The sequence below is a fragment of the Cupriavidus sp. FW305-46 genome, assembly GCF_058787075.1.
On record NZ_JBYSZI010000048.1, the window covers coordinates 1 to 25,132 of the forward strand.

A 25,132-nucleotide genomic window follows, 5' to 3' on the forward strand; every position below is an offset into this window, starting at 1 on the left:
CGATGAGCCTGCGTCGCCGTGATGGCAATGCGGCCTGCACGGGACTACCATCGGCTCATGGATGCCAACGGAGCCCCATCGCCATGACCAAGCCCGCAACGCAGAAGCACCAGACGCCAGCCTCCCGTGAACAACAGCGCAAGGATGAACTGATCGAGCGCGAACTGGACGAGGGGCTGAAAGAGACATTCCCGGCGAGCGACCCGGTGGCAGTCGATACCCATGCGCCGCGCAAACCCAGGCCGGAACCGAAACCGGCGAAGTAGGCGGGCAGGCTATGCCGCGGCGCGCGCAACGCGCCCGCGCGGTCCGGCGTGCTATGGCAACTGGCGCAGCTGCCCGATCACCGACATCAGCCGTCCGTGCGCCACGATGACGCCGGACTCGTCCTGCAGGGCTTCCTGGTAACGCTTGCGAAAGGCCGGGTCAGAACCGTCGCTGAACAGTCTTTCCGCTGCGCGTCCGACTGCACGGCAGGTTTCGTCGTGGTGTTCCTTGGCCTCCAGCTCTTCGTCGATCTCGATGATCAGGCGCGACAGCGGGTCAAGCCAGCGGAAGTAGTTGTCTTCAGTCACCAGTTGCACAAACAGGCCTGCAGGAATCGGGCCGTTCAGGCGCTCATACTGGGTCCTGTCATAGCCGATGACTTCCTTGTGAACCTGCAGCAAGGCAGCCCGCAGGGCTTTCAGCCCCGAGCGCCGGGTTTCCTGGGTGGCGAGGAATTGTTCGTTGGGCATCCCCATCTCCGCGTTTCTACTTGTTCCGGTCCAGGCAGGCGGTGCGCAATTGCATCCCATGGGCCGCCGCATCGTGCCAGTGGCGATTGCCTGCCGGATTTTCCGGGCGCGGCCGGCCATGCCTGGCACTGTGCGGCGCGCTGCCAGTATAGGCACCCCCCGCAGCCCGAGCCAGCGCTGCCAGCTAGCGAAATACCCGTATTTGCGCCGGCTGCGCGGCATGATTGGCGCCAGTTGCAAGCCGCCCTCAGTCGCCTCCGGCGGATTGCGGCGCTTGCGCCAGCAGGTCGGCAGCACGCGAGCGCCGTGCGTCCGCGGCGCGGAAGTAACGCACCACCGTCGACACGCTTGCATGGCCGGTCATGGCCATGGTCTCGGCCAGTGGCACCTGTTGCGCAGCAGCCTCGGTGACAAAGCCCGAGCGCAGTGAATGCGCTGAGTAGTCGCCCTCCAGTCCCGCCAATGCGCAGCGCGTCTTGACGATGCGGCTGACCGCCGCATCGGACAAACCTTCTCCCACATGCCCGCCGCGGCGGATGCGGCGAAACAGCGGCCCGCTGTTGATGCCGGCGGCAGCAAGCCATGCCTCCAGCGCCTGGCCGGCGGCACCGGTGACGGGCTTGGCGGTATCGGCGCGCTCGTTGCCTGACTGGTTGGTCTTGGACCAGCCCAGTGCATAGACGAAATCACCGGGGCCGAGCCGGGTGAGGTGGCCGAGGGTCGCGCGCGCGACTTCAGAGCGGCGGCGCCCGCCACTGGCCCAGGCAAACAGCAGCAGCGCGCGGTCGCGCAAGCCGCGCAGCGAGTCATCGCAGGTATCGAGCAGGCGCAGCAGCGGATCGCGGGTCAGCGCCGCCTTGCGCGCCTGGCGCTGTCCGCGGCGCGCATAGGCGCGCCGGATGCCAGCCATCAGTTCGCGCACCGCAGCTTCGGCGCAAGGGTTGGGCAAGGCCTGCAGGCGGTGGGCCTTGGCCAGTACCGCCAGCCGGTGCGTCAGCGTGGACAGCGCGGGCGGGCCGGGTCGTGCCTTGTATCCGTCATCGACCAGCGCCTGGTCGATGACCGCGGGCATCTCGCAGACAGGGCCTTGCGGCGTCTGTCGCGTGGCGTGGTCGACGATGAACTGGATGACGACGGCAGGCGCGAGCGGGAGCTGCACAGGTTGTCGGTAGCGCAGGACATACCAGGCAGACCAGTAGCGCAGTGCGGACCGGTAGCTTGCCACCGTGTTTCGGGATTCGCCTTCGCGGCGCAAGGCATTGGCCGCTTGCTCGGCAAGGGGATCCAGTTCGGACGGGCGAAGCGGCGCCGGTAGTTCGACATCGGATGCAATCGGTGGAAAGTAGGCTTCGTGGGCTTCTCGGATTTTTATCGTATTAAATATGATGTATGCTGTAATATATCATACGAAATAGACAAATAGCAGCCGATAAGTCTCCATTATCGAACCTTATTTGCCTTCCTCAAAGACTTTTGCCGGATCCCATCATGGAAACCCTCCGCAGCCGTGGCATTACCCGAGACGACGTCTGGCAGGCCGCCGACAGCCTGCTCAAGGCCGGCCAGCGGCCCACCATCGAACGCATCCGCCTGCACCTGGGGCGGGGCTCGCCCAATACGGTCAGCCCGCACCTGGATGCCTGGTTTGGGGCGCTGGGTGGACGTATCCAGGATCCACAGGGCTTTGCGCCCGCACCCGGATGCCCGGAGCCAGTCACGGAGGCAGCGCGCTACCTGTGGGAAGCGGCGCTGCAGGTGGCCAAGGCTTCGGCCGAGGCCGCGCTGGTGCAGCGTGAGGCGGCGCTGGCCGAGGCCCGGGCGGCTCTGGAGCAGGAGCGCGAAGCCCTGGAGCAGGAGCGCCAGGTCATGCAGGCCCGACTGGAAGGGGCCGAGGCGGCAATGGCGGAACTGACACGTGCCCGCGACGTCGCCACGGAGCGCGCCGCGCGCGCTGAAGCCGCAGCCACCGCCCTGCAGCATCAGGGGGAGACAATGCGCGCAGAGTCGGCCGCGGCGCTGTTGGCACACAACGCGATGCAGCAGGATTTCGCCGCGCAGCGGGCGGCGTGGGACCAGGAGCGGGAAACCGTGACCCAGCGCGCCGCCGCCAATGAGCGTCGTATGGCGCTGGAGCTGGACGCGGCGCGTGTGGCGGCCAAGGAGACCCAGAAGCTGCTGGAAGCCGAGCGCAAGGCGGCCGTTGAGCGGCTGACGCGTGCCGCCGAGGCCGCGTCGCGGCAGGGCAGCGAGATGACCCGCCTTGGCCAGGCGCTCGCCGTTCTGGAAGAACGGGTGCGGCAGCGGGAGAGCCTGCTGGCCGAGTATCGCGACCAGGCGGGTGCCGCAACCACGGCCACCGCCGGCCCCGTCAGTCCGGCCGTCCGCCGCACACGGCCTGCCCGCGCTGCACTGGCTGCCGGCAAGGGCAGCCGGCGATACACGCGAGGCTTATAATGTGCCTGGCAGAGCAACCACCCACGGATGCATGGCGGGTGCGCAGGCGGCTTTTGTCAATTGAGCTATACTGAATGCTCATTTGATGGGGTCTGCCATGCCGCTCACACTCACTCCCGACGGCCGTTATCCGCTGGCTCATGAACGCCCGGCTCCGCCCGAGCTGAGCGTCAACAACTACGTCGCCGTCTATGAGGCCAGCCTGTCGACGCAAGGCGCCATGTCGGTCATCCGCGCGATTCGTGAAGGCGTGCCGGCTTCAGACCTGACCCGCCTGGCCGAATCCATGGGCACCACCAAGGAGCAGCTGATCAAGACACTGGACTTGCCGCGCGCCACCGTGGACCGCAAGGCGCGGGCGCACCAGAACCTGTCGAGCGAGCAGAGCGAGCGTGTGCTGGGCATGGCGCGGCTGGTCGGGCAGGTCCAGGCGCTGGTGGAAAGCTCGGGCGATCCGCGCGGGTTCAGCGCGGCACAGTGGGTGGCGCAGTGGCTGGAGCAGCCGTCGCCGGCGCTGGGCGGGCGCCGCCCCGCTGAGCTGATGGATACGCTCGCCGGCCAGCGCATCGTTTCCGACCTGGTGGCCAGGATGCAGAGCGGGGCGTACGCGTGAGGCCAGCCTGGCGGATCGCGACCGACACCCCAGACTACACCGCGGACGATGCCAGCGGCGCCGGCGCCAAGGCTACCGGCGGGCGCTGGAACCGGCAGGGCACGCCCTTGATCTATGCGGCGTCCAGCATCGCGCTGGCTTGCCTGGAAACGCTGGTCCACCTGGGCGCGGGCGGGCTGCCGCTGAACCGCTACCTGGTCCGGATCGACATCCCCGACGAGCTATGGGCGGCCGCGCAGCAACTGAGCGCGGACACCGCCCCCGTTGGCTGGGATGCCATTCCCGCCGGCAAGACCAGCCTCGACACCGGCGAAGCCTGGACCGCCGCGGGCACCAGCGCCTTGTTGCTGGTGCCTTCCATCGTCATTCCCGAAGAGCACAACGTGCTGGTCAACCCGGCACACCCCGACGCCGCGCGGCTGGCCTACGTCAAGCTGCGCCGCTGGCAGTACGACGCGCGCCTGGTCTGAGGCTCAGGCGGTGGCGCCGGCGCGCAGCATGTGCTTCTGGATCTTGCCGCTGGTGGTCTTGGGCAATGCATCCAGGAAGTGATAGCGGCGCGGGCGCTTGTACGCTGCCAGCCGGTCGCCCTGCAGCAGGAAGGCGTCGAGCTGCGCCGCGCTGACCGGTGCGTCGCCGTGTGTCACCACATAGGCGCCGACGACCTGGCCCCAGGTCGGATCGGGTTCGCCCAGCACCGCTACTTCCAGCACGGCCGGGTGCTCGATCAGCGCGTCTTCCACCTCGCGCGGATAGACGTTCTCCGCGCCGGAATTGATCATGTAGTCGATACGGTCGCGGATCCACAGGTAGCCGTCCGCATCCAGGCTGCCGAGGTCCCCGGTGTGGTACCAGCCGTGCGCGAGCGCGCGCGCATTGGCTTCCGGGCGGTTCAGGTAGCCCTGCATCATGCAGGGGCCACGCACCAGCACTTCGCCGACTTCACCGGGCGCGCACGGCTGCATGGGGTCGGTCGGCTCGCCGTCGTCGCGCAGCCTGGCCACCACCAGGTCATGGCCGAGCGCGGGCAGGCCTGCCGAGCCGGCGTGGCTCAACTGCTCATGCGGGTAAAGCACCGACATGCACGGGCCCATTTCCGTGGTGCCGTACACCTGCACCAGCCCGGCGCCGACCTTGCGGTCCCATTCGCGGATCAGGTGCGGCGCCATCGACGCGCCGCCGTATTCCACCAGCCGCAATGAAGACACGTCGCGTTTTTCGGCATCCGGATGGTTCAGCAGCATGCCCACCATGGTCGGCGCGGCAAAGAAATGCGTGACGCGCTCGCTTTCCACCAGTCGCCAGGCCTCGCCCGCGTCGAAGCGGCGCTGCAGCACCTGCGTGGCGCCAAGCTGCAGCCGCGGCAGGAAGCTGGTGTGCAGCTCGGCGGTATGGTTCAGCGGCGCCACCGACAGGCCTACGTCCTCGCGCGACAGCGTCATGGCCTGGTGCATCATCGCGTTGTGCTGCAGCTTGCTGCGATGGGTGTGCACCACGCCCTTGGGGCGGCCGGTGGTGCCGCTCGTGTACATCAGGATGCAGGGGTCGTCTTCGTGGACCGTCACCGCGGGCAGCGTGGCCGGCTGGCCCACAACCAGCGTGTCGAGCCGATGTGTGGCAAAGGCGGGCGCGGCATCGGGGTCGGCATAGATGCGCAGCGCGGTGACGGGGGCCAGTTCGGCCGCCTTCTCGACGACGCCCGCGCCTTCCTGCTCGAACAGCACTGCCTTGGCACCGCCATCGTTCAGGATGTATGCCAGTTCCTGCGCAGCCAGGCGGTAGTTGACCGGGTTGTAGACCGCGCCGATGCGCGCCGTGGCCAGCAGCGTGAAGACGAAGGCCGGAGTGTTATAGAGGAAGGCCGCGACTACGTCGCCCTTGCCGATCCCCAGCGACTGCAGTGCGTGCGCGTGGCGGTCGACCTCGGCATCGAGCTCCGCGTATGTCCACGCGCGTCGCCCGGCGCCAATGCCGCTGACCAGCGCGGTCTTGCGGGGCAGGTAGCGCGCGGGCCAGGAGAGGGTGTCGCCAAGGGTGATGCCGCGGGTCAAGGTTGTGCTCCGGTCATGGTCCGCCGCCGGCTTGCCGGCAGGCGGTTGTTGTCTTGTAAGCCGGACAATATAGAGCGGCGGGTGGGGCACATGGAAATAACGTTTTGCTCTTTCCTTATGCCGGAGCGGCGGTCACGCGATAAGGCTCTTGCGTGATACTGTATATTCATACAGTTACCGCCGCGCCCCGTTTCCTGTGTCCGCCGTCCCGCCACCCATTCCAGCCCCGCCTGCCATGCCAGCCGCACCGGCCTACGTGGTGGCCGTGCGCGCGCTGTGCGAATTCACCGCCAAGGCGGGCGACCTGGACCTGCGCTTCGTGCCGACGCCATCGGCGCAGGAGGGCGTGGCCGGGCATGCGGTAGTAACCAGCCGGCGCGGGGAGGCCTACCAGGCCGAAGTGGCGCTTGCCGCCGATTTCGGGCCCTTGCGTGTGCGCGGCCGTGCCGACGGCTACGATCCCGTCGCCAACCGGCTCGAAGAAATCAAGACCGTGCGCGGCGATGCCGCGGTGCCGGACAACCACCGCCACCTGCACTGGGCGCAGGCCAAGGTCTATGGCTGCCTGCTATGCCGCAAGCTGGGGCTCCCCGGGCTGGAGATCGCGGTGGTCTATTTCGACATCATCAGCCAGCGCGAGCACCCGGTTGCGGAGCACTTCACTGCGCAGGCGCTTGAAGCCTTCTTCGTGCAGACCTGCGAGCAGTTCCTACACTGGGCGCAGGCGGAACTGGCCCACCGGCAGGCACGCGATGGCGCGCTGGCGCAGCTGGCCTTTCCGCACCAGGGTTTTCGCCCGGGCCAGCGCGAACTGGCGCAGGCGGTCTACAACGCCAACCGCGCGGGCCGCCACCTGCTGGCGCAGGCGCCCACCGGCATCGGCAAGTCGGTCGGCACATTGTTCCCGGTGCTCAAGGCCATGCCGGGGCAGGGCATCGACAAGGTGTACTTCCTGTCGGCCCGCTCCACCGGGCGCGGGGTGGCGCTGCACGCGGCCAATGCGCTGCGCGGCCACGGCGCGCAGCCGCTGCATGTGCTGGAGCTGGTGGCCCGCGACAAGGCCTGCGAGCATCCGGAGCTGGCCTGCCACGGCGAGTCCTGCCCGCTGGCGCGCGGCTTCTATGACCGCCTGCCGGCAGCACGCGAAGCGGCGCGCGGCGTGCCGGTGCGCGACCACGCCGCGGTGCGCACGCTGGCACTGGCACACGGGATCTGCCCTTACTACCTGTCGCAGGAGCTGGTGCGCTGGAGCGACGTGGTGGTGGCCGACTACAACTACTACTTCGACCGCAGCGCGTTGCTGTATGCGCTGACCGCGGCCAATGGCTGGCGCGCCAGCGTGCTGGTGGACGAGGCCCACAACCTGGTCGAGCGTGGCCGCGCCATGTACACCGCCGAACTCGACCCCCAATCGCTGCGCGAGGTGCGCCGCGGCGCGCCGGCCGTCGTGCGCAAGCCATTGGCGCGGCTGGCCCGGCAATGGAGCGCGCTGGCGCGCCAGGGCGACGACGCCTATGAAGTCCTGCCCGAAGTGCCCGCCGCCTTCCGCCGCGCACTGGACGAATGCTGCGCGGCGGCACTGACGCATATGACGGAGCATCCAGGCGCGCAGGATCCGGCGCTGCAGCGATTCTATTTCGATGGGCTGCATTTTGGACGCCTGGCCGAGCAGCTCGACGCGCATTCGCTGTTCGATATCCAGCGCGTGCCGCGCAGCGGCCGCGGCCACCATGCGCGGCTGTGCCTGCGCAATGTCATCCCGGCTCCGTTCCTGCGCCCGCGCTTTGCAGCCGCGCATTCGGTCACGCTGTTCTCAGCGACCCTCGACCCCGCCGCCTACTACCTCGATACGCTGGGTTTGCCGGCCGATTGCGCGCGGGTGCAAGTGCCATCGCCGTTCCGCGCCGAGCAACTGTCGGTGCGGATTGCAGCGCGCATCTCCACCCGCTATGCGCGGCGCGAACAATCGCTGCCGGCCATCGTCGCGCTGATGGCCGGCCAGTTCCGCGCGCGGCGCGGCAACTACCTGGCGTTCTTCAGCAGCCACGAGTACCTGCAGCAAGCCGTGGCCCGCTTTGCCCAGTCTCACCCCGATATTCCGCATTGGGTGCAGTCGCGGGGCATGGACGAAGCCGCGCAGGCGGCGTTCCTGGGTACGTTTGCGGAAGGCGGCGAGGGCATCGGCTTTGCGGTGCTGGGCGGCGCCTTTGCCGAAGGCGTGGACCTGCCCGGCGAGCGCCTGATCGGCGCCTTCGTTGCCACCCTGGGGCTGCCCCAGTTCAATGCGGTCAACGAGCAGTTCCGCGCGCGCATGCAGCAGGCGTTCGGGCGGGGCTATGCCTATGCCTACCTGTATCCCGGACTGCGCAAGGTGGTGCAGGCGGCGGGCCGGGTCATCCGCACGCAGCAGGACCAGGGCGTGGTCTACCTGATCGACGACCGCTTTGCCGCGGCCGAGGTGCGCGAACTGCTGCCGGCATGGTGGGAAATCGCCACGGCGGCGTAGAAATTACACAGCCGGGCCGGTCTGGGGCATCCTCTTTGCGCGGAGCCTGCCCGGAGTCGCCGCTGGAACGAATCTGGCAGGCATGCGGATACCATCAGCCAGCTATCGCGAAAGGATCAGATCCATGCCCATGACCCAGCAATACGCGGCCACCGAGCCGACCCGCACGGAAGTGGATGCGCTGCCGGGCGCCACCGTGCTGGAATTCGGCGCGCCGTGGTGCGGCTACTGCCAGCGCGCCCAGCCGGCGCTGGCCGAGGCCTTTGCCGTGCATCCGGCATTGCGCCATCTCAAGATCGAGGACGGCAGCGGGCGCCGGCTTGGCCGGTCGTTTCACATCAAGCTGTGGCCGACGCTGGTGTTCCTGCGCGACGGCCAGGAAGTGGCGCGGCTGGTGCGCCCGACCGAGTCCGAGCCGATCCGCGAGGCCATGCGCCGCATTGCCTAGCCCGGGCGCCGCGCGCTGCCTTACTTGGCGAACACCTGGCTCAGGTCGCCAAAGGCCTTGAACTCCAGCGCATTGCCCGAAGGGTCCAGGAAGAACATGGTGGCCTGTTCGCCCACCTGGCCCTTGAAGCGCACATGCGGCTCGATCACGAACTGCGTGCCCGCCGCGCGCAGCCGCTCGGCCAGGGCCTCCCATTCGGCCATCGGCAGGATCGCGCCGAAGTGCCGCACCGGCACGTCGTCGCCATCGACGGCACTGGTGGCGCGGTGTCCGCACTCCTCGGGCGACAGGTGCGCCACCACCTGGTGGCCATAGAAATTGAAGTCCACCCAGGCCTCGGAACTGCGCCCTTCGGGGCAACCAAGCAAGTCGCCATAGAAGCGCCTTGCCTCGGCCAGGTCGCGCACGGGGAAAGCCAGGTGGAACAGGGGAATAGAGGAAGTCGCGCTCATGCGGGAGGCCTTTGTCGGGGGTCGTTATGCGGGCAGGCGTTGGCCTGCGCGTTGATTGTAGCCAGCACAACCCGTAATATGAAGCGAATCATTTTTGCCCTGAGCATCAGACTTTTCGATAGATGATCCGCTACTTCCAGACCTTCCTGGTGGCCGCCGAAACCGGCTCGTTCTCCGCCGCCGCGGCGCGGCTGGCGCTGACGCAGTCGGCCGTCAGCACGCAGATCCGGCGGCTGGAAGAGGACCTGGACTGCGTACTCTTCGATCGCACTGGCAAGTCGGTCGCGCTCAGCGAAGCCGGGCGCCGGCTGGTGCCGGAAGCGCGGCGCTTTGTCGAGCTCTATGCCGCGATGAAGGACCGCGCCGGCCCGCATGCCGACGCCGCGCCGGTGGAGCTGGGCGCGGTGTCGACGGTCCAGGCCACCTTGCTGGCCGATGCGATGCGGCATTTCCGGGGGCGGTTTCCGGACTCGCACGTCAACGTGGTGCCGGGCATGTCCACCCAGCTGCTGACGCAGGTGGATGCGCGCGAGCTGGACATCGCCGTGCTGATCCGGCCGCGGCTGGGCTTTCCGCCGGACCTCAAGTGGGTGCCGCTGGTGCGCGAAGGCTTTGTCGGCATCGGGCCCGCCGGTGCGCCTGCAGACCTGCGCGCGTTGCTGGAGACGCTTCCGTTCATTCGCTACAACCGCCACAGCACCGGCGGGCAGCTGGTGGACGGCTACCTGAAGCGGCAGCGGCTATGGGTCAGGGAAGGGATGGAGCTGGATGAGCCGGCCGTGATCCTGCAGATGGTGGCAGCCGGCCTGGGTTGCGCCATCATCCCGTCCGAACTGGTGCCGTTGCAGCAGTCCGCGGGCGTGGTGCAGGCGCCATTGCCGGGCGGGCCGCTCTATCGCGACGTGGGCGTGCTGGTGCGCGAATCGGCACTGCGCCGCGCGCCAGTGGCGGCGCTGATCGATGCCTTTGTTGCTGCCAGCGCACGCTGGCAGCCTGCCGTGGTGTAAGGCGCGATACTCAGCGGCTGCCGGGCAGGACCAACGTGACCAGCACCGAGGCATCGGAGATGGCGGTCACGTCGTAGCGCACGCTCGGCCCCAGGTAGAGCAGGTCGCCCTGGTGCAGCTGGCGCTCGGCGCCGTCCACCCGCACGCGCACCTCGCCCTCCAGGCATTGCACGGTCATCGGGCCATCCACCGCATGGGGCGGCACATGCTTGCCCGCCTTCAGCACCAGCCGCATCACTTCCAGCGGGCCTTCCTTGAACAGGGCCTGGGTGGCGGTCTGGTCCAGCCGTGTGCCCAGTGGCAGCACGCTGGCGATCTGTCCGGATTCAAGATGGGGAAGGGACATGCGCGGCTCCTCGCTCTTCTGGTGGGGTGGCTTGTCAGGCACGGCCGGCGCCTGGCGGCGGCACGCCTTCTCAATCTAGCACCCGAGCGCGCATCTCAGAAGCGCTCAGCGTGATGTAACCGGCGAAGTCGCCGACGCGGCAACTTCCGCTTGTGCGCAAGGCGTGGCATTGCGGGCTTGTGCGGTGCGGTCGGCAGCAGTCCTGGCAGCGGCGCGGCCGCGCTCGATCACAGCCCAGTCAGGACCGGCGGCCGCGGGAAAAGACGCGGCCAGGGCGCCAAGGCCGAGCAGCGAGAACAGGATGGTTTTCATGAGGGGGGCTTCAGGGAGGTACGGGAAAAGAGACGGGGCCTTGCGCCCCGTCGACACGCCACGGCGGCTGCCGTGGCGCGGGCAGGCGCCGGTCAGGCGGCAGCCGATACGCGTGAGCCGCCATGGGCCGGCGGTGCCGACACGCCGCTGCGGTCCATGCCTGCCACTTCCATGCCGGCGGCAGCGCGGTTGGCGCCGTCGGTGAACGGGTCGCGCCGGTCGTTGACGCGGGCGCCATCGGTGAAGGGGTCGCGCTTGCCATTGACGTGCGCACCTTCGGTAAACGGGTCGCGCTTGCCGTTGTGGAGGTTGTAGCCGTAGCGGTTGGCGGCGACGCCGCGGTCGTTCAGGCCTTGCGCCATGGCAGGGCTGGCCAGTGCGGCGGCACCGAGTGCTGAAATCGAGAGGGTCGTGGCAAGAAGGGCTTTGAGAGCGTTTTTATGCATGTCTGCTGTTTTTGGGGTGGGTGGACGGCATGGCCCGCGAAGGGCCGCGCGGGGATGGCGGATCTGCCTCCCGCGCCGTCCGGGTTCGCCTTTTGGGCGGTGCGGTCGCGTGGGAAGCGCGCGGCACGGGACGAAGTTTAGCCAGGCCAATGCATTCCTGTGATGATTTAAATGTCGAAAGATCAGTCGTTTTTTTCATCGATAATCGAATGGGCGGCAACCACCTTGCGGCCGGACTGCCACCCCCCGCCGAGCGCGAGGAACAGGTCGACCTGGCGCGCGGCGACATGGCCTTCGGACGCAGCCAGTGCGGCCTCTGCATCGGCCAGCGTGCGCTCGGCGTCCAGGTGCGTCAGGTACGGGATGCGCCCCGCCTGCTGCAGGCGGCGCTGCAGCCGCGCAGCTTCTGCGGCCTGTTCGCGCGCCGCGTGCAGGGCGTCGTGCCGTTCCAGTTCGCGCGTGTAGGCCGACAACGCCGTTTCGGTTTCCTGCAATGCGCGCAGCACCGCGCCATCAAAGCGCGCCAGGGCGGCGTCGGCCGCGGCTTCATGCCCGTGGATGCGATGGCGCACGCCGTTGGTCGGCAGCGACCAGCTCAGCAGCGGCCCCACGCTCCAGCGCGCCGTCGGGCCGCTGCCAAGGTGGCTCAGCACGCCGGTCAGCCCGGCGCTGGCGCCGATGCGGATCGATGGATACAGGTCCGCCGTGGCCACGCCGATGCGAGCGGTGGCCGCGGCCAGTTCGCGTTCCGCCTGGCGGATATCGGGCCGGCGCCGGAGCAGCGCTGCGCCGTCACCCACTGGCAGCGGCACGCGCAGCGTGGGTTCGGCATGGCAGTCCACCTCGGCCTCTGGCAGTGCCGCAGGCGGCTTGCCCAGCAGCAGCGCCAGCCGGTGGCGTGCGTCGCTACGCGCGGCTTCCAGCGTTGGCAACGCAGCGCGCAGCGCTTCGGTGCGGGCACGCTCGCGCGCTATGTCGGCGGGTTCGCCGCGGCCGGCGCCGACCAGGCGGCTGGTGGCGTCCAGCGTGCGTTGCTGTACCGCGAGCTGCTGCGTGGCGGCAGCCAGTTCATGCGTGGCGGCGCAGCCCTGCACGTAGGCGCGCACCGTCTGCGCCGCCACGGTGACGCGCACCATGTCGAGCGTGGCCTCGCTGGCTTCGGCGCCGGCCAGCGCGGCCTCGTCGGCGCGGGCCAGCTTGCCGAAAAAATCGATCAGGTAGGACACGCCGAAACCGAAGTCGCCCAGGTTGAATACCGGTGGCCTGGTGGTCTGCAGGAAGCTCTCGCCCGACAGCTGCGCGCGCGAAGCGCTGGCGCTGGCGCCGCCCTGCGGCAGGTTCTCGGACTCCACCTCGTGCAGGAGGGCCACCGCGCGGCGCAGGTTGGCGCTGGCGGCGCGGATGTCGGTGTTGGCGGCCAGCGCCTCTTCGACCAGCCGGTTGAGCCGCGCGTCGTCATACAGCCGCCACCAGTCGTCGGGCACGGGCGCGATGGCCACGCCGTGCGCTTCGGCGCCCTGAAGCGGGCCGTTGGCGGCGGCCGCGCGCACCGCCGCATGATCCGGCACGCGATAGTCCGGGCCCACGGTGGTGCAGGCGCACAGGCAGGCCGCGGCGCACGCCAGCCAGGGATGGCGCCGCTTCACGACCGGGGCCCCGTGCGGCGGCCGGCGTCATCGTCGCGCCGGGCTTCGCGAACGGCCACAGTCGCGGTGCGGCCGGACACCAGGCGCACATCCGCGGGCACGTCCTCCAGCACGATGCGCACCGGCACGCGCTGTGCCAGCCGCACCCAGTTGAAGGTCGGGTTGACGTTGGGCAGCAGGTTCGAGCCCGCGCTGCGGTCGCGGTCCTCGATGCCGGCGGCGATGCTCTGCACGTGCCCGCGCAGGCGCCGGGGCTCGCCCATGATATGCACGTCGACCGGGCTGCCGATGCGGATCCGGTGCAGCTTGGTTTCCTCGAAATAGCCTTCCACGTGGAAGGACCCGGCATCGACGATCGACAGCACCGGGCGGCCGGTCGAGACATAGTCGCCCAGGCGCGGCAGCCGATCGTTGAGGTAGCCCGCCACCGGGCTGCGCACGCTGGTGCGCTCCAGGTTCAGCCGGGCCAGCCGCAGCGCGGCTTCGGCCAGCGCCAGCGCGGCTTCGCCTTGCTCTACGCGGGCACGCCCCTGTTCCGCGACTTCGGCGGCAACCAGGCCGTCGAGATTGCGGTTGCGCGCGGCTTCGCGCCGCGCCTGCGCCAGCGCGGCGCGCTGCGTCGCTACCGCGGCCAGCGCCTGCTGCAGGGCCAGCGCGTAGCGGTCGCGGTCGATCTCGAACAGGACTTCGCCTTGCTGCACATGCTGGTTGTCGCGCGCCAGCACGCGTGTGACCAGCCCGGACACATCGGGCGCCACCTGGATGATGTCGGCACGCACATGGCCGTCGCGGGTCCATGGTGCGGCCGTGTAGTAGTCCCACAGGTGGCGCAGCACCAGCAGGGCGGCAATGGCTGCCAGCAGCGTTGGCAGCAAGGGAAGCAGGGGGCGGAGTCGGAAGGTCATGACGGCAGTCCCGGCACCGCGACAAATACTGCGGCCACGGCGCCAAGGACGATCACATAAAGGGAAAGGTTGAACAGCGAGCGGTGCCAGATATGCCGGTAGCAGCCCAGCGCGGCCAGCGCCATGCGGATCGCGGTAGTGACGGCGAAGGCCAGCACCATCAGCACCAGCACGCCTGGCACGAACACGCCATAGAGGTCGATTTCACTGAGCATTCGGCGGCAGCGGAGAGTTGGGGAGGTCAGCGGGACAGGGCAGCCGCCGGGCCAGGCAGCAGCGTGACCTGCAGCACCACCAGCGCGCCGAGCGTGCCGCGGTAGTCAGGGCGGCCACCTGCGGGCAACGCGGCCACGCTGGCGATGGCATCGGCCACCCAGGCGGCCAGCCCCGCCGGAGCCGGCACGGCATGGCCCGCGCGCAGCCGCGCGCGGAAATGCCTTGCCACCGCGGCCAGCACGCGGCGCACCGGCTTGCGTGCCGCGGGCGGCAAGGCCGGCAGCGCCTTCTGCAGCGCCAGCGCGCAGTAGCCGACTTGCAGCGCGTGGAAGCCGTCGGAAGACAAGGGATCGCCGGCAGCCCCCAACCGCGGCACCAGCTGGCCGAGCCGGTCCAGCATGCGCGCGCCCAGCCGCGCATCGCCATCGGCCGCGCGCAGCGTGGCGGCCTGGGCCAGGTCCCGCCAGCTGGCGCGCACCAGCCGGTGCGCCGCCGCGCGCGCGCCGAACGGGCGTACCGCCATCGACCACAGCGGCGCGAACAGCATTGCCGCGGCGCTGGCCATGCAGGTATTGAAGGTGCCGAGGAAATCCGCATCGAACACGGCCTGCACGTTGGCGAACGAGGCCGTGTTGACCGACAGCAGCATCGCAATCAGCTGGAAGCCGGGCCGCGCAATCAACAGGCCAATGCCGAGATAGGGCAGCGCCAGCATCGCGGCCAGCGCTTCAAAGGTGTGCGCGTGCGGCACCACCAGGAACAGGTAGCCGCACGACACCAGCAGGCAGATCGTGCTCCAGCGCAGGAAGGCACCGGCCATGCGGCGCGGCTCGTCGATGGCCGCAAAGAAGCAGCAGGCGATCGATGCCACCGCGACCGCGCCGGCGCCGTCCTCCCAGCCCGAGAAGATCCACAGCAGCCCCGCGCAGAATACGGCCAGGCCGCTCGACACGGCGCCGAACAGCAGCATGCCGTGGTCGTGGTGATGGCCTGCAGCGTCCGGGGCCGCGTTGCCGCGCAGCGGCGGCGCGCCGGCGCTGCGGTCGCCTATGCCTTGCTGCAGGGCGTGGCATTCAGCGTACAAGGTGCCCAGGCGCTGCAACTGGTCCGCCGCCGTGGCGGCAAGGCCGGCTTGCCAGTCGACCTCGCCCGCGCGGCCATCGGCAGGCCACCTGCGCGTGGCGACTGGAGGCGGCGTGGCAGCATCGGTCGCCAGCCAGGCGGTCGTCGCCGCCATGGCCTCGCGCAGTGACAACGGGATGCCGTCCGGATGGCCGCGCAGCGCGTGCAGCACGCTTTCCAGCGACGACAGCAGCGGCATCAGCATGGTCATGCGCTGGCGCAGCGCGCGGGCATGGCGCAGCGTGTGGCTGCCCTCGGTGTCATAGGCCAGCTGGCTGACCAGCTGGTCCAGCGCCAGGATGTCGGCGGCGAGCCGGTGGCGGCTGTCGTCGGCGCGCGGGCTGCCGGTGAGGATGTCCGATGCCCAGGCCGCCGCGTCGGCCAGCCAGGTGGCTGCGCGGGACCGCAGCGCGGGCGCCACCTTGGCCGGGAAGACGACCGAGCCCACCAGCCCGGCGCAGACGATGCCGATCACGATTTCCTCGATCCGGGCCACGGCAATATCGAAGATCTGCGCCGGCGCGCTGACGGCCGGCAGCGCGACGATCGGCAGGGTGTAGGCCGCCAGCAGGTACACATAGCTGCGCGGCGTGCGCTGCAGCAGCGACAGGTACACCAGCACGGTGATCCACAGCGCGATCGCACCCATCAGCACGATCGGCATGTTGACCAGTTGCGGCACCGTGGCCACCGCGGCGGTGGCGCCCAGCATCGTGCCGGCCACGCGGTAGGCCGCCTTGGAACGGGTGGCGCCGGTCAGGGGATGGGAAACGAAGTACACCGTCGCCATGGCCCAGTAAGGCCGAGGCAGGCCTAGCGCCAGCGCGATATAGAGCGCCAGCATCGCGGCGGCGAATGCCTTCAGCGAGAACAGCCACTGTCGTGCATTCGGCCAGCTAGCCATGGAGCGGGGTCTTCAGGAAGCGTTGAGGGCACGCCGCGGCCTGCCGCTCCACGCTTCATTTGGCGGCGCGGTTGGGCGGGGGCGATGTGTGAAAGCGAAGTGTAGCCAAATCTTTCGCATTCCATTCATGATTTAATATTGGTCTTTCCATTCCCTTTGTTCATGGGTGGCGAAACTGGCCTGCCGGCAGCCCGCCGTCCCTCAGCACCATGCCCATCGATATTCGCGCGCTGCGCTATTTCGTCGAGACTGCCCGGCTGCGCAGCTTTACCCAGGCCGCGGCCTCGCTGTTTGTCACCCAGTCGACCATCAGCAAGATGGTCAAGCAGCTGGAGGACGAGGTCGGCCAGCCGCTGCTGATCCGTGAAGGCAAGAGCGTGCGGCTGACCGACGTGGGCCGCGTGGTCTACGAGCGCGGGCAGGAGGCGCTGGGCGTGGTGCACCGGCTCACGCTGGAGGTGTCCGACCTGTCCTCGCTGGGCCGGGGGAAGCTGACCGTGGGGATCCCGCCGATGGTCAACCTGTTCTTTTCACCGGCGGTGAGCGCGTTCCGGCAGCGCTATCCCAACCTGTCGCTGACGCTGGACGAGCACGGCGGCCAGGTGGTGGAGCAGCTGGTGGCAAGCGGCGAGCTGGAGGTCGGCGCCACGGTGCTGCCGGGCGACAGCGGCCTGGCGCTGGAAACGCGCCAGTTCGGCCGCTACCCGATCTGGGCCGTGGGGCCGCGCAAGGCCGCCTGGGCGCGCGGGCGCACCGTCACGCTGGCGGCGCTGCGCGATGAGCCGCTGGTGATGCTGACCGATGACTTCTCGCTGACGCGCATGCTGCGGCAGGCATTTCTGGAGGCACGCATCGAGCCGCGCGTGGTGGCGCACAGCGGGCACTGGGATTTCCTGGCATCGATGGCGGCGGCGGGGCTGGGCACTACCTTCCTGCCGCAGCCGCTGGCTGAGCGCCTGCAGGGCCAGGACGCACTGGCCATGGCGCGGCTGACCGCGCCGGCAATGGACTGGACCATGGCGCATATCTGGTCGCCGGGACGCTACCTGTCGCATGCGGCGCGGGCATGGCTGGCGGTTTGCGAAGAGGTGCTGGGGGGCGGAAAGGGATCTTGAACCGGCGCGCTTGCGGCGGCCTCACTTCTTCAGGCACTGGTCCGGCGGGATATCGAGCAAGACCAGCGATTTCTGCCCGGCTACGTAGTGGTAGCGCAGCCTGACCCCCAGCTTGCCGAGCACCGGCACATCCGGGTTGCGGCAGATGCCGCGCTCCAGGATAGGCTTGGCCGTCGCCATGAACTCGCGGGTATCGTCGCGCGCCGCATCCACTCCCGAAACCTTCAGCTGGAATTCGACGATCTTGCCCGGACGCGTCATGCAGCCGTCGAAGCGGGTGGTGTCGTCCAGGTCGACCGGACCGGCGCGCATCAGCTCCTGGCAGGCCATGCGCAGCTCACGGTCGACATCGCCCGCGGTCAGGCGGGTCACGCCGTTCATGCCCGTAGGCTTGCCGCGCACCGTGCCCAGCAGCAGCGTGGCCAGCCCGGACAGTTGCGGGGACGGCGCAGGCGCGGCGGCCACGGTGGCGGAAACGGCAAGTGGCCCGGCCAGCAGGGACAGGCCCAGGCACACAGCGGCATTGCGCAAAGGATGGTGATCGGGGACGGCGGGGGCAGCGGGGGCAGGGCGCATGACGCAACGGGAACAGGATTGCTTGGGGTTCGCGCTGCTACTTTAGCCTTGGCGCCTTGCCGCCGTTGTCAGGCGTTGTCCTACGGCGCAACGGTGGCTTGCCCTGGCGGCCGCGGCATGCCAGTGAAGGGGAGCGTAGAATTCGGGTTCCCAAGACCTGATCGAAGTCCGAGTCCCGCCATGTCCGTGCAGATCCGCCCAGAGTCGCCGTCCGACGCCGACGCCATCGCCCGGCTGACCACCGCCGCCTTCCTGACGGCGCCGCATACCAGCCACACCGAGGCGTTCGTGGTCAATGCGCTGCGCCGCGCCGGCCAGCTGACGGTGTCGCTGGTGGCACAGGCAGGCGATGAGCTGGTGGGACACGTGGCGATTTCGCCGGTTACGGTCTCATCCGGCGCGACCGGCTGGTACGGACTGGGCCCGATCTCGGTGGCGCCGGACCTGCAGGGGCAGGGCATCGGCTCGCAACTGATGCGCGCGTCGCTGGACCAGCTGCGCCGCCTTGGCGCCGCCGGCTGCGTGGTGCTGGGCGATCCCGGCTACTACGGCCGCTTCGGCTTTGCCGTTCGGCCCGGGCTGGTGCTGGACGGCGTGCCGCCCGAGTACTTCCAGGCACTGGCGTTCGACGGCGGCTATCCGGCGGGCAGCGTGCAATACCACGACGCCTTCAACGCCACCGCCTGACGGGCGGGCGCTCAGAGCTCCAGCACCAGGCGGCCGCCGCCGCAGGCGCGCGAGCAGCACGCCATCATGCGCTGGTTGGCCTCGCGCTCGCTGCGCGTGAGCACCACGTCGCGATGGTCGACCTGGCCGGCCAGCACGCGCACCTCGCAGGACCCGCACAGGCCTTCCTCGCAATCGCTCTGCACGTCGATATTGGCGCCGCGCAGCGCGCTCAGCAGGGTCTGGCCGGCCGGGACTTCCATGACCAGGCCGGAGTCCTTCAGCTCGACGGTGAACGGCAGTTCCTTCGACGCATCCAGCGTGCCCAGCTTCGATACGAAGTGCTCCACGCGCAGCGCATCTTCCGGCCACGCCGCGCAGCACCCGGCCAGCGCATCCAGCATGCGCTGCGGGCCGCAGGCGTAGATCTGGGTGCGCGGGTCCGGCCGCGCCAGCAGCTTGCCGAAGTCGGCGCGCTGGCCTTCATCGCTGGCATGGATGTGCAGCCGTGCACCGTGCAGGGCCTGCAGTTCATCCAGCATCGCCATGGCCTGGCGCGAACGGCCGCAGTAGTGGAATTCGTAGTCGATGCCAAGCGCACGGGCGCGCCGCGCCATCGCGCTGACCGGCGTGATGCCGATGCCGCCGGCGATAAAGATGGCGCGCCCGCAGCTTTCATCGAAGCGGAAGTGGTTGCGCGGCCCGCGGATGCGCAGGCGGTCGCCGGCCTGGACGCTGCCATGCACCCAGGCCGAGCCGCCGCGGCTGTCGGGGTCGCGCAGCACGGCAATCTCAAGCGCCGCGGCGTCGTCCGGATCGCCGCACAGCGAATATTGGCGCGACAGCCCGGTATCGCCGCATTCCACGTCGATATGCGAGCCCGGGGCCCAGCGCGGCAGTGGCTTGCCGTCAGGCGCCGCCAGCCGCAGCCGGACCACGCCGTCGGCGGCGGGCGTGACGCGCTCGACCACCACCGTGCGGGCGATGGTGTGCGCGGACGGCTCGCCGATGCGCACCGGCTGGTGCACCTCGAGCAGGGCCGGGTCGCGGCGCTCGGGGTTCTGCGCGGGGTTCCATTCCACCAGCAGGTGCTCGGGGCCGCGGAACGAGGTGTTGGGCACGTAGGTGAAGGTCTGCCCGGCCAGGCGCATATGCGGCAGCCGGCGTGTCAGTTCCTCCAGGAAGACCTGCATCTCCATGCGCGCCAGGTTCTTGCCCATGCACTGGTGCGAGCCGTAGCCAAAGGTCAGCTGCTCGCTGGCGTTGTCGCGGCGGATGTCGAACAGGTCGGCATCGGCAAAATGGCGCTCGTCATGGTTGGCCGAGGACGTGACGATCAGCAGCTTGCTGCCCGCCGGCAGGCGGATGCCGCCGACCTCGGCGTCGCGCGTCACCAGCCGCCGCCATGCGGCGACGGAGCCGTTGTGGCGCAGGCATTCTTCCACCGCGTTGGGGATCAGCGATGGATCGTCGCAGATCTCGCGCCATGCATCCGGATGCTGCAGCAGCAGCTTGATGGCATTGGCCGAGGCATTGGCGGTGGTCTCGTGCGCGGCGACGATGCCGGCCATCATCATCGAATGCAGGTAGGAGTCGGTGACGACATCGGGTAGTTCTTTCTGCTTGCGCAGGCCGTACTGCATCCAGCCCGGGCCGGACGGGTCCTCGCGCATCTTGTCCAGGATGCGGCCCGCCAGCTGCCAGAAGTTGCCCACGGCATGCGCCACCGCCACCTGTTCCTCCGGCTTTGGCCGGCCCCAGGTGTTGACGGTATGGGCGATGGAGTACTGGCGCAGCAGGTCCATGTCCTCTTCGGGCACGCCCAGGAAATGCAGGGCCACGGTCAGCGGCACTTCCCACAGCATCTGGTCGACCAGGTCGGCGCGGCCATCGTCGATAAAGCGGTCGACATACTCGCGTGCCAGGCGGCGCACCAGTGGCTCATGGTGCGCCAGTTCCGCGGGCGTGAAGGGCGCCATCAGCGCGCGCCGGCGCGGCATGTGGGCGGGCTCGTCCTCGTTGACCAGCGTGCGGTTCATGGCATAGCCATAGGAGGCCAGCACGGCATTGGCCTCGTCGCCGGTGGGCGTGATCTTCTCCAGCGCGATCGACGGGCTGAAGGTCAGGTTGTCACGGAAGATCGCCTTGATGTCCTCATAGCGCGTGACCACCCAGTAGCCCAGCCTGGGGCTGTAGAACACCGGCTCCTGCTCGCGCGACCAGCGCACGTATTCGGGCGGGTCCTGCTGGTAGCCGTCGCCGAAGGGATCGAATTGCGCCGCGTTGTGGCTGACCGGGCAGCCGTTGGGCGCGGTCAAGGCGCTGTGGTCGATCGGGCAGCCGCTGCGCGCGGCGCTGGGGGAGGGGTTGGCCATACTGCGTACTCCTGGCGAAAAACAGGGCCGTCCGGTCAGGGCCGGACGGCCATTCGGTGTTGCGGCCGGGCTCAGTTGTCCAGCGTGATCTTCAGGTCGCGGATCAGCTTGGTCCAGCGGGTGGACTCGCTGCGCAGCAGCTCGCTGAACTGAGCCGGCGAGTTGCCGACCGGCTCCACGCCGAAGTCCACCAGCCGCTTGTTGACAGCGGGCTCGCGGATTGCCGCGACCACATCCTTGTTCAGCGTGTTGACCACCTCCGGCGGCGTGCCGGCCGGCACCACCATGCCCACCAGCGCGGCAGCTTCCACGCGCGGGTAGCCCAGTTCGGCAAAGGTCGGCACGTCGGGCAGCTGCGGCAGCCGGGTGGCATTGGCCACCGCCAGCGGCCGGACCTTGCCGCCCTTGATAAAGCCGGCGCCGGCGGCGTAGTCCACCATCATCGCCACCACCTGCCCGGCGGCCACGTCCGACAGCGCCGGCGCGGCGCCGCGGTAGGGGGCATGCGTCATCGACAGGCCGGCTTCCACCTTCAGCAGCTCCATCGCCAGGTGGTGCGGGCTGCCCGCGCCGGCCGAGCCGTAGTTGATGCCGCCCTGGGTGGCCTTGGTCTGGGCGATGAATTCCTTGGCGCTCTTGACCGGGCTGGTCGCGCCCACCACCAGGATCATCGGGAAGCGGCCCAGCAGCGTCACCGGAGCCAGGTCCTTGCCAGGGTTGTAGGAGAGCGATTTGTACAGCACCGGGTTGAACACCAGCGTGCCGTTGTCAGCCGACAGCACGGTATAGCCGTCGGCGGCCGAGCGCGCCGTCTCGGCCGCGCCGATGGCGGTATTGCCGCCCGGCTTGTTGTCCACCACCACCGGCTGGCCGACCTTGGCCGACAGCCCCTGGCCGATGGTGCGCGCCAGGAAGTCCGAGCCGCCGCCGGCGGCGTAGGGGACGATCCAGCGGATCGGCTTGGCAGGGTAGGCGTCGGCGGCGTGCGCGGGGGCGGCGGCCAGCATCGGCAGGGCCAGCGCGCCAATGGCCAGGCGCTTGAAGTTGAGGCGGGGCATGGGGGCTTGTCTCCTTGTTGGTCAGCCCGGTGTACGGCACCGGTGTTTCTATTTTGCGTAAATCATATACGCATTGCGTAATGATTGAATGCGGGTTAACCTTGAACTGTCCTGCGGCGGCCGCATGGCTTGATCCGCCTTCCATGTGATGACCGCTCACCGTTTGCCGGATCTTCCCGCCATGCCCCGACCGAAAGCTGCCCAACCTCCGATCGAACCCGCCGACGCGCCCCGCACGCGCGAACGCCGCCAGCGCGTGCAATCGGCGGTCACCGGCATGGCCGTGCTCAAGGGACTGGCCCGGCTGGGCGGACGCGCCAGCCTGACCGCGCTGGCCGCGCATATCGACGAAAGCCCGGCCAAGGTGCACCGCTACCTGGTCAGCCTGGTGGAAGAGGGGCTGGTGGCGCAGGAGACGGGCACGCAGCAATACCACCTGGGCTTCGAGGCGCTGCAGATCGGCATGGCGGCGATGCGCCAGGCCGACCCGATCCGGCTGGCCGAAGCCTCGTTGGTACGCCTGCGTGAAGCGCTGGAGGTGACCTGCTTTGTCGCGGTGATGGGCAACAAGGGGCCGACCATCATGCGCTTTGAGGAACCGGGTTTGCCGGTGACGGTGAACGTGCGCGCGGGCTCGGTGATGCCATTGCTGTGGTCGGCCACCGGGCGCGTGTTCCTGGGCCTGCTCGATGAAAAGCGCGTGCATGCCCAGGCCGAGGAGGAACTGGCCGCGGCAAGTCCGGCGCGGCTGGCGCTGCTCGATGGCAAAGACCCCATCGGCGCGCTGCGCCGCGCGGTGCAGGCCGACGACTGCGCCTGGGTGCGCGACACCAACCTGACCGGCATCAGCGCCGTGGCGGCGCCGGTGCGCGACTACACCGGGCGCGTCTGCGCGGTGCTGACGGCGCTGGGCGCCACCGGCGGCTTTGATCCCGCCATCGACGGGCCCATCGGCAGCGCCGTGCGGCGCGAGGCGCGCGCGGTCAGCACGGCGTTGGGGTTCAACCCCGGGGCCTGATCCGATCGCTCAGCCGGTGAAGCCGCCATCGGCCAGCAGCGAACGGCCGTAGCCAGCGCTACTGTGTTGCCGGACTGACCGGCGCTGGCTCGTCCAAGCGCTGATCGAGATTGCGCTCGATTTCCTGTTCAAATCAGCAGTCTGGCGGAGGCGCAGCGGAATTTTACGAATCCCGGCCAATCCTCCTTATGCCACCTCGCGCAGCGCGGTTTCGCGCAGCAAGGCGGCATCGCCAACGTGCCGCACCGACGGATACCCCGCCGCAAACACCAGCCGCCCGCCAGACCAGGTATGCGTGACCATCGGCTGGCCTGCCACGCCGGACACGGCGATCACGTCCGCGCGCAGCCCCGGCGCCAGGCGCCCGCGGTCGTCCAGCAGGCAGGCGTCGGCCGGATTGGCGGTGACCAGCGCCAGCGCCTGGTTCAGCGGCAGGTCGGCCAGGCGCGCGGCGGCATACGCGGCGGCGATCAGCGTGGACGGCTGGTAGTCCGAGCACAGGATGGTGCCCACGCCGGCGTGAATGGCGTCGATGGCGCGCATCGAGCCGCTCTGGCTCTTGCCGCGCAGCACGTTGGGCGCGCCCAGGATGGTCGGCAGCGCCTGGGCGCACGCGGCTTGCGCGGTTTCCAGGTTGATCGGGAACTCGCTCATGCGCACGCCCAGCGCGCGCATGGCGGCGATGCGCTGCGGAGAATCGTCGTCATGGCTGGCGGTGGGGATGCCCAGCGCATGCGCGCCGGCCACCAGCCGGTTGACGCGCTCATGCGCGCCTTCCAGCGCGGCGGCCTTCTTGTCGGCCGCATCGGCGGCTTGCTCGCGGCTCATGCCGTGGTTGCCCATCATGTAGGCCAGGTAGGCATCCATGGTCTTGAACTGGCCCTGGCCCGGCGAGTGGTCCATCACGGACAGCAGGTCGACCACGCCCTCGGCCATCAGCGCTTCCAGCACCGGCACGGCGCTGGAATCGGTGACTTCGTAGCGGCAATGGATGCGGTTGTCGACCAGGCTGTGGCGGCGATACGCGGCCAGGGTGCGCACCAGCGTGGCCGCGGTGTCGACATTGCGCACGCCGAACTGGTTGCCCGCGAACGACAGCGCGTGGTACGGCGTGGTGATGCCGGCCGCGGCGTTGCGGCGGTCCACCTGGGCCACGGCAAAGTCCAGCGGGAACAGCACGCTGGCGCGCGGTTCGACTTCCTTCTCGATGGCGTCGCAATGCACGTCGACCAGGCCCGGCATCACCGTGTGGCCATGCAGGTCGATCACGGCGGCATGGGCGGGGACCGCTGCGGGTGCCGGTTCGATGGCGGCGATGCGGCCATCCTCGATCAGCAGCGCGCTGTCGTGCAGCACGCGGTCCGGCAGCACCAGGGTGGCGTGCGTCAGGTAGGTAGCAGACATGTCCGGCTCCGTTCTGGGATCAAATCAGGCGAGGGCGCTAGCGGGTTGCAGCGGCAGCAGGCGCGTGGCCACGGCATCGCGCACGGCTTCATCGTGGAAGATGCCGATCAGCGCGCGGCCTTCGGCCAGGGCCTCGCGGATCAGCTCGACCACCACGGCGCGGTTGTCGGCGTCCAGCGAGGCGGTGGGCTCGTCCAGCAGCAGGATCGGATGGCCGCCGATCAGGCCGCGCGCGATGTTCACGCGCTGCTGCTCGCCGCCGGAGAAGGTGGCCGGCGGCAGGTCCCACAGCCGGCGCGGCAGGTTCAGCCGTGCCAGCAGTTCTGCCGCGCGGGCACGGGCTTCCTCATGGCTGGCGCCGCGCTGCTGCAGCGGATCGGCCACCACGTCGAGCGCGCCGACGCGCGGAATCGCGCGCAGGAACTGGCTGACATAGCCGATCACGTCGCGGCGCAGCTTCAGCACGCGTTGTTCGGGGGCGTGGGTCAGCTCGACCCACGGCTCGTCTTCGGCGCTGGTATCGCGCAGGCGGATGCTGCCTACGGTGGCCAGGTAGTTGCCGTACAGGCAGCGCAGCAGCGTGCTCTTGCCGGTGCCCGAGGGCCCGGACAGCACCAGGCATTCGCCGCGGGCGGCATCGAAATCCATCGCGCGCAGCACCGGCAGGCGGATGCCGCCCTGGTTGTGCAGCGTAAACATCTTGCCGAGGCCGCGAACCTCGACCAGTTTCTGTGGGTGGTGTTCTGCGTGCATCG

The 25,132-nt window shown here is 69.3% G+C and carries 26 protein-coding genes; 10 read left to right on the plus strand and 16 right to left on the minus strand.

Going from position 1 to position 25,132, the window contains the following annotated elements; all coding sequences use genetic code 11:
* The first annotated feature begins 83 nt into the window (after window positions 1-83).
* Window positions 84-266 (plus strand): hypothetical protein, encoded by a 183-nt coding sequence (locus AC3WON_RS21865; protein WP_492317141.1) that lies wholly within the window; start codon window positions 84-86, stop codon window positions 264-266.
* A 51-nt stretch (window positions 267-317) separates the two neighbouring features.
* Here the strand turns inward: AC3WON_RS21865 and AC3WON_RS21870 are convergent, their stop codons facing one another.
* Together AC3WON_RS21870 and AC3WON_RS21875 are read right to left on the minus strand one after the other, a co-directional pair.
* Window positions 318-743, minus strand: coding sequence for a hypothetical protein (locus AC3WON_RS21870; RefSeq protein WP_035823937.1), 426 nt, complete (start codon window positions 741-743; stop codon window positions 318-320).
* Between the two features lie 241 nt (window positions 744-984).
* The gene (locus AC3WON_RS21875; RefSeq protein WP_492352769.1) at window positions 985-2,109 is read right to left on the minus strand and encodes a site-specific integrase; all 1,125 of its coding nucleotides are present in this window, start codon (window positions 2,107-2,109) and stop codon (window positions 985-987) included.
* Between the two features lie 116 nt (window positions 2,110-2,225).
* On the opposite strand from AC3WON_RS21875, the gene AC3WON_RS21880 reads away from it, so the two are divergent.
* The 3 genes from AC3WON_RS21880 to AC3WON_RS21890 all read left to right on the plus strand — a co-directional run bounded on the left by AC3WON_RS21880 (window position 2,226) and on the right by AC3WON_RS21890 (window position 4,274).
* Window positions 2,226-3,191 carry a DNA-binding protein gene (locus tag AC3WON_RS21880; protein ID WP_492340438.1) on the plus strand — a complete coding sequence of 322 codons (966 nt, stop codon included), beginning with the start codon at window positions 2,226-2,228 and terminating at the stop codon, window positions 3,189-3,191.
* A gap of 97 nt (window positions 3,192-3,288) precedes the next feature.
* Entirely contained in the window at window positions 3,289-3,804 is a 516-nt protein-coding gene (locus tag AC3WON_RS21885; protein ID WP_492317120.1) for an Xre family toxin-antitoxin system antitoxin, read from the plus strand.
* Window positions 3,801-4,274, plus strand: coding sequence for an RES family NAD+ phosphorylase (locus AC3WON_RS21890; RefSeq protein WP_492317119.1), 474 nt, complete (start codon window positions 3,801-3,803; stop codon window positions 4,272-4,274). Before AC3WON_RS21885 ends, AC3WON_RS21890 begins: the two co-directional genes overlap by 4 nt.
* Window positions 4,275-4,277: 3 nt before the next feature.
* On the opposite strand, the gene AC3WON_RS21895 is transcribed toward AC3WON_RS21890, so the two are convergent.
* Window positions 4,278-5,855 (minus strand): fatty acid--CoA ligase, encoded by a 1,578-nt coding sequence (locus AC3WON_RS21895; protein WP_492352750.1) that lies wholly within the window; start codon window positions 5,853-5,855, stop codon window positions 4,278-4,280.
* A gap of 235 nt (window positions 5,856-6,090) precedes the next feature.
* On the opposite strand from AC3WON_RS21895, the gene AC3WON_RS21900 reads away from it, so the two are divergent.
* Together AC3WON_RS21900 and AC3WON_RS21905 are read left to right on the plus strand one after the other, a co-directional pair.
* Window positions 6,091-8,361 carry an ATP-dependent DNA helicase gene (locus AC3WON_RS21900; RefSeq protein ID WP_492317117.1) on the plus strand — a complete coding sequence of 757 codons (2,271 nt, stop codon included), beginning with the start codon at window positions 6,091-6,093 and terminating at the stop codon, window positions 8,359-8,361.
* A 124-nt stretch (window positions 8,362-8,485) separates the two neighbouring features.
* Window positions 8,486-8,809, plus strand: a complete 324-nt coding sequence (locus tag AC3WON_RS21905; protein WP_010809389.1) for a thioredoxin family protein — start codon at window positions 8,486-8,488, stop codon at window positions 8,807-8,809.
* 20 nt (window positions 8,810-8,829) lie between these two features.
* On the opposite strand, the gene AC3WON_RS21910 is transcribed toward AC3WON_RS21905, so the two are convergent.
* Window positions 8,830-9,261: a VOC family protein gene (locus AC3WON_RS21910; protein WP_010809388.1), complete on the minus strand. Its 432-nt coding sequence runs from the start codon at window positions 9,259-9,261 to the stop codon at window positions 8,830-8,832.
* Between the two features lie 122 nt (window positions 9,262-9,383).
* On the opposite strand from AC3WON_RS21910, the gene AC3WON_RS21915 reads away from it, so the two are divergent.
* Window positions 9,384-10,268: a LysR family transcriptional regulator gene (locus AC3WON_RS21915; protein ID WP_492352751.1), complete on the plus strand. Its 885-nt coding sequence runs from the start codon at window positions 9,384-9,386 to the stop codon at window positions 10,266-10,268.
* 10 nt (window positions 10,269-10,278) lie between these two features.
* Here the strand turns inward: AC3WON_RS21915 and AC3WON_RS21920 are convergent, their stop codons facing one another.
* The 7 genes from AC3WON_RS21920 to AC3WON_RS21950 form a co-directional block, all read right to left on the minus strand.
* A complete protein-coding gene (locus AC3WON_RS21920; RefSeq protein ID WP_492317114.1) occupies window positions 10,279-10,614 on the minus strand; it encodes a cupin domain-containing protein in 336 nt (111 codons plus the stop codon).
* 105 nt (window positions 10,615-10,719) lie between these two features.
* On the minus strand, window positions 10,720-10,926 hold the full coding sequence (locus AC3WON_RS21925) for a hypothetical protein (RefSeq protein WP_492352752.1): 207 nt from the start codon (window positions 10,924-10,926) through the stop codon (window positions 10,720-10,722).
* Window positions 10,927-11,018: 92 nt separating this feature from the next.
* Window positions 11,019-11,372, minus strand: a complete 354-nt coding sequence (locus tag AC3WON_RS21930) for a hypothetical protein (RefSeq protein ID WP_492352753.1) — start codon at window positions 11,370-11,372, stop codon at window positions 11,019-11,021.
* Window positions 11,373-11,554: 182 nt separating this feature from the next.
* Entirely contained in the window at window positions 11,555-13,018 is a 1,464-nt protein-coding gene (locus tag AC3WON_RS21935; protein ID WP_492352754.1) for an efflux transporter outer membrane subunit, read from the minus strand.
* Window positions 13,015-13,923: an efflux RND transporter periplasmic adaptor subunit gene (locus AC3WON_RS21940; protein WP_492317110.1), complete on the minus strand. Its 909-nt coding sequence runs from the start codon at window positions 13,921-13,923 to the stop codon at window positions 13,015-13,017. Before AC3WON_RS21940 ends, AC3WON_RS21935 begins: the two co-directional genes overlap by 4 nt.
* Window positions 13,920-14,138, minus strand: coding sequence for a DUF1656 domain-containing protein (locus tag AC3WON_RS21945; protein WP_492317109.1), 219 nt, complete (start codon window positions 14,136-14,138; stop codon window positions 13,920-13,922). The genes AC3WON_RS21940 and AC3WON_RS21945 overlap by 4 nt, the downstream gene beginning before the upstream one ends.
* Window positions 14,139-14,164: 26 nt before the next feature.
* Entirely contained in the window at window positions 14,165-16,165 is a 2,001-nt protein-coding gene (locus AC3WON_RS21950; RefSeq protein WP_492352755.1) for an FUSC family protein, read from the minus strand.
* A 209-nt stretch (window positions 16,166-16,374) separates the two neighbouring features.
* Here AC3WON_RS21950 and AC3WON_RS21955 point away from each other — a divergent pair, with 209 nt between their 5' ends.
* Window positions 16,375-17,280: a LysR family transcriptional regulator gene (locus AC3WON_RS21955; protein WP_492317107.1), complete on the plus strand. Its 906-nt coding sequence runs from the start codon at window positions 16,375-16,377 to the stop codon at window positions 17,278-17,280.
* 21 nt (window positions 17,281-17,301) lie between these two features.
* Here the strand turns inward: AC3WON_RS21955 and AC3WON_RS21960 are convergent, their stop codons facing one another.
* A complete protein-coding gene (locus AC3WON_RS21960) occupies window positions 17,302-17,856 on the minus strand; it encodes a hypothetical protein (protein WP_492352756.1) in 555 nt (184 codons plus the stop codon).
* 180 nt (window positions 17,857-18,036) lie between these two features.
* On the opposite strand from AC3WON_RS21960, the gene AC3WON_RS21965 reads away from it, so the two are divergent.
* Window positions 18,037-18,543 carry a GNAT family N-acetyltransferase gene (locus AC3WON_RS21965; protein ID WP_492317105.1) on the plus strand — a complete coding sequence of 169 codons (507 nt, stop codon included), beginning with the start codon at window positions 18,037-18,039 and terminating at the stop codon, window positions 18,541-18,543.
* An 11-nt stretch (window positions 18,544-18,554) separates the two neighbouring features.
* Here the strand turns inward: AC3WON_RS21965 and AC3WON_RS21970 are convergent, their stop codons facing one another.
* Window positions 18,555-20,897, minus strand: a complete 2,343-nt coding sequence (locus tag AC3WON_RS21970) for a cytochrome P450/oxidoreductase (protein ID WP_492352757.1) — start codon at window positions 20,895-20,897, stop codon at window positions 18,555-18,557.
* A 71-nt stretch (window positions 20,898-20,968) separates the two neighbouring features.
* Window positions 20,969-21,955, minus strand: coding sequence for a Bug family tripartite tricarboxylate transporter substrate binding protein (locus AC3WON_RS21975; protein WP_492317103.1), 987 nt, complete (start codon window positions 21,953-21,955; stop codon window positions 20,969-20,971).
* Between the two features lie 181 nt (window positions 21,956-22,136).
* Here AC3WON_RS21975 and AC3WON_RS21980 point away from each other — a divergent pair, with 181 nt between their 5' ends.
* Entirely contained in the window at window positions 22,137-22,973 is an 837-nt protein-coding gene (locus tag AC3WON_RS21980; protein ID WP_011617123.1) for an IclR family transcriptional regulator, read from the plus strand.
* A gap of 186 nt (window positions 22,974-23,159) precedes the next feature.
* Here the strand turns inward: AC3WON_RS21980 and AC3WON_RS21985 are convergent, their stop codons facing one another.
* Both AC3WON_RS21985 and phnL read right to left on the minus strand, forming a co-directional pair.
* Window positions 23,160-24,377 (minus strand): alpha-D-ribose 1-methylphosphonate 5-triphosphate diphosphatase, encoded by a 1,218-nt coding sequence (locus AC3WON_RS21985; protein WP_492317102.1) that lies wholly within the window; start codon window positions 24,375-24,377, stop codon window positions 23,160-23,162.
* A gap of 24 nt (window positions 24,378-24,401) precedes the next feature.
* The gene (gene phnL, locus AC3WON_RS21990; RefSeq protein WP_492352758.1) at window positions 24,402-25,130 is read right to left on the minus strand and encodes a phosphonate C-P lyase system protein PhnL; all 729 of its coding nucleotides are present in this window, start codon (window positions 25,128-25,130) and stop codon (window positions 24,402-24,404) included.
* Between the last annotated feature and the right edge of the window lie 2 nt (window positions 25,131-25,132).

Coding starts and splice junctions, on each gene's coding strand:
- AC3WON_RS21985 (WP_492317102.1), bottom strand. CDS start 24,377: ATGTCTGCTACCTACCTGACGCACGCCACCCTGGTGCTGCCGGACCGC.
- AC3WON_RS21930 (WP_492352753.1), bottom strand. CDS start 11,372: ATGCATAAAAACGCTCTCAAAGCCCTTCTTGCCACGACCCTCTCGATT.
- AC3WON_RS21900 (WP_492317117.1), top strand. CDS start 6,091: ATGCCAGCCGCACCGGCCTACGTGGTGGCCGTGCGCGCGCTGTGCGAA.
- AC3WON_RS21940 (WP_492317110.1), bottom strand. CDS start 13,923: ATGACCTTCCGACTCCGCCCCCTGCTTCCCTTGCTGCCAACGCTGCTG.
- AC3WON_RS21960 (WP_492352756.1), bottom strand. CDS start 17,856: ATGCGCCCTGCCCCCGCTGCCCCCGCCGTCCCCGATCACCATCCTTTG.
- AC3WON_RS21950 (WP_492352755.1), bottom strand. CDS start 16,165: ATGGCTAGCTGGCCGAATGCACGACAGTGGCTGTTCTCGCTGAAGGCA.
- AC3WON_RS21865 (WP_492317141.1), top strand. CDS start 84: ATGACCAAGCCCGCAACGCAGAAGCACCAGACGCCAGCCTCCCGTGAA.
- AC3WON_RS21920 (WP_492317114.1), bottom strand. CDS start 10,614: ATGTCCCTTCCCCATCTTGAATCCGGACAGATCGCCAGCGTGCTGCCA.
- AC3WON_RS21945 (WP_492317109.1), bottom strand. CDS start 14,138: ATGCTCAGTGAAATCGACCTCTATGGCGTGTTCGTGCCAGGCGTGCTG.
- AC3WON_RS21975 (WP_492317103.1), bottom strand. CDS start 21,955: ATGCCCCGCCTCAACTTCAAGCGCCTGGCCATTGGCGCGCTGGCCCTG.
- AC3WON_RS21910 (WP_010809388.1), bottom strand. CDS start 9,261: ATGAGCGCGACTTCCTCTATTCCCCTGTTCCACCTGGCTTTCCCCGTG.
- AC3WON_RS21880 (WP_492340438.1), top strand. CDS start 2,226: ATGGAAACCCTCCGCAGCCGTGGCATTACCCGAGACGACGTCTGGCAG.
- AC3WON_RS21980 (WP_011617123.1), top strand. CDS start 22,137: ATGCCCCGACCGAAAGCTGCCCAACCTCCGATCGAACCCGCCGACGCG.
- AC3WON_RS21905 (WP_010809389.1), top strand. CDS start 8,486: ATGCCCATGACCCAGCAATACGCGGCCACCGAGCCGACCCGCACGGAA.
- phnL (WP_492352758.1), bottom strand. CDS start 25,130: ATGCACGCAGAACACCACCCACAGAAACTGGTCGAGGTTCGCGGCCTC.
- AC3WON_RS21870 (WP_035823937.1), bottom strand. CDS start 743: ATGGGGATGCCCAACGAACAATTCCTCGCCACCCAGGAAACCCGGCGC.
- AC3WON_RS21970 (WP_492352757.1), bottom strand. CDS start 20,897: ATGGCCAACCCCTCCCCCAGCGCCGCGCGCAGCGGCTGCCCGATCGAC.
- AC3WON_RS21915 (WP_492352751.1), top strand. CDS start 9,384: ATGATCCGCTACTTCCAGACCTTCCTGGTGGCCGCCGAAACCGGCTCG.
- AC3WON_RS21955 (WP_492317107.1), top strand. CDS start 16,375: ATGCCCATCGATATTCGCGCGCTGCGCTATTTCGTCGAGACTGCCCGG.
- AC3WON_RS21965 (WP_492317105.1), top strand. CDS start 18,037: ATGTCCGTGCAGATCCGCCCAGAGTCGCCGTCCGACGCCGACGCCATC.
- AC3WON_RS21925 (WP_492352752.1), bottom strand. CDS start 10,926: ATGAAAACCATCCTGTTCTCGCTGCTCGGCCTTGGCGCCCTGGCCGCG.
- AC3WON_RS21885 (WP_492317120.1), top strand. CDS start 3,289: ATGCCGCTCACACTCACTCCCGACGGCCGTTATCCGCTGGCTCATGAA.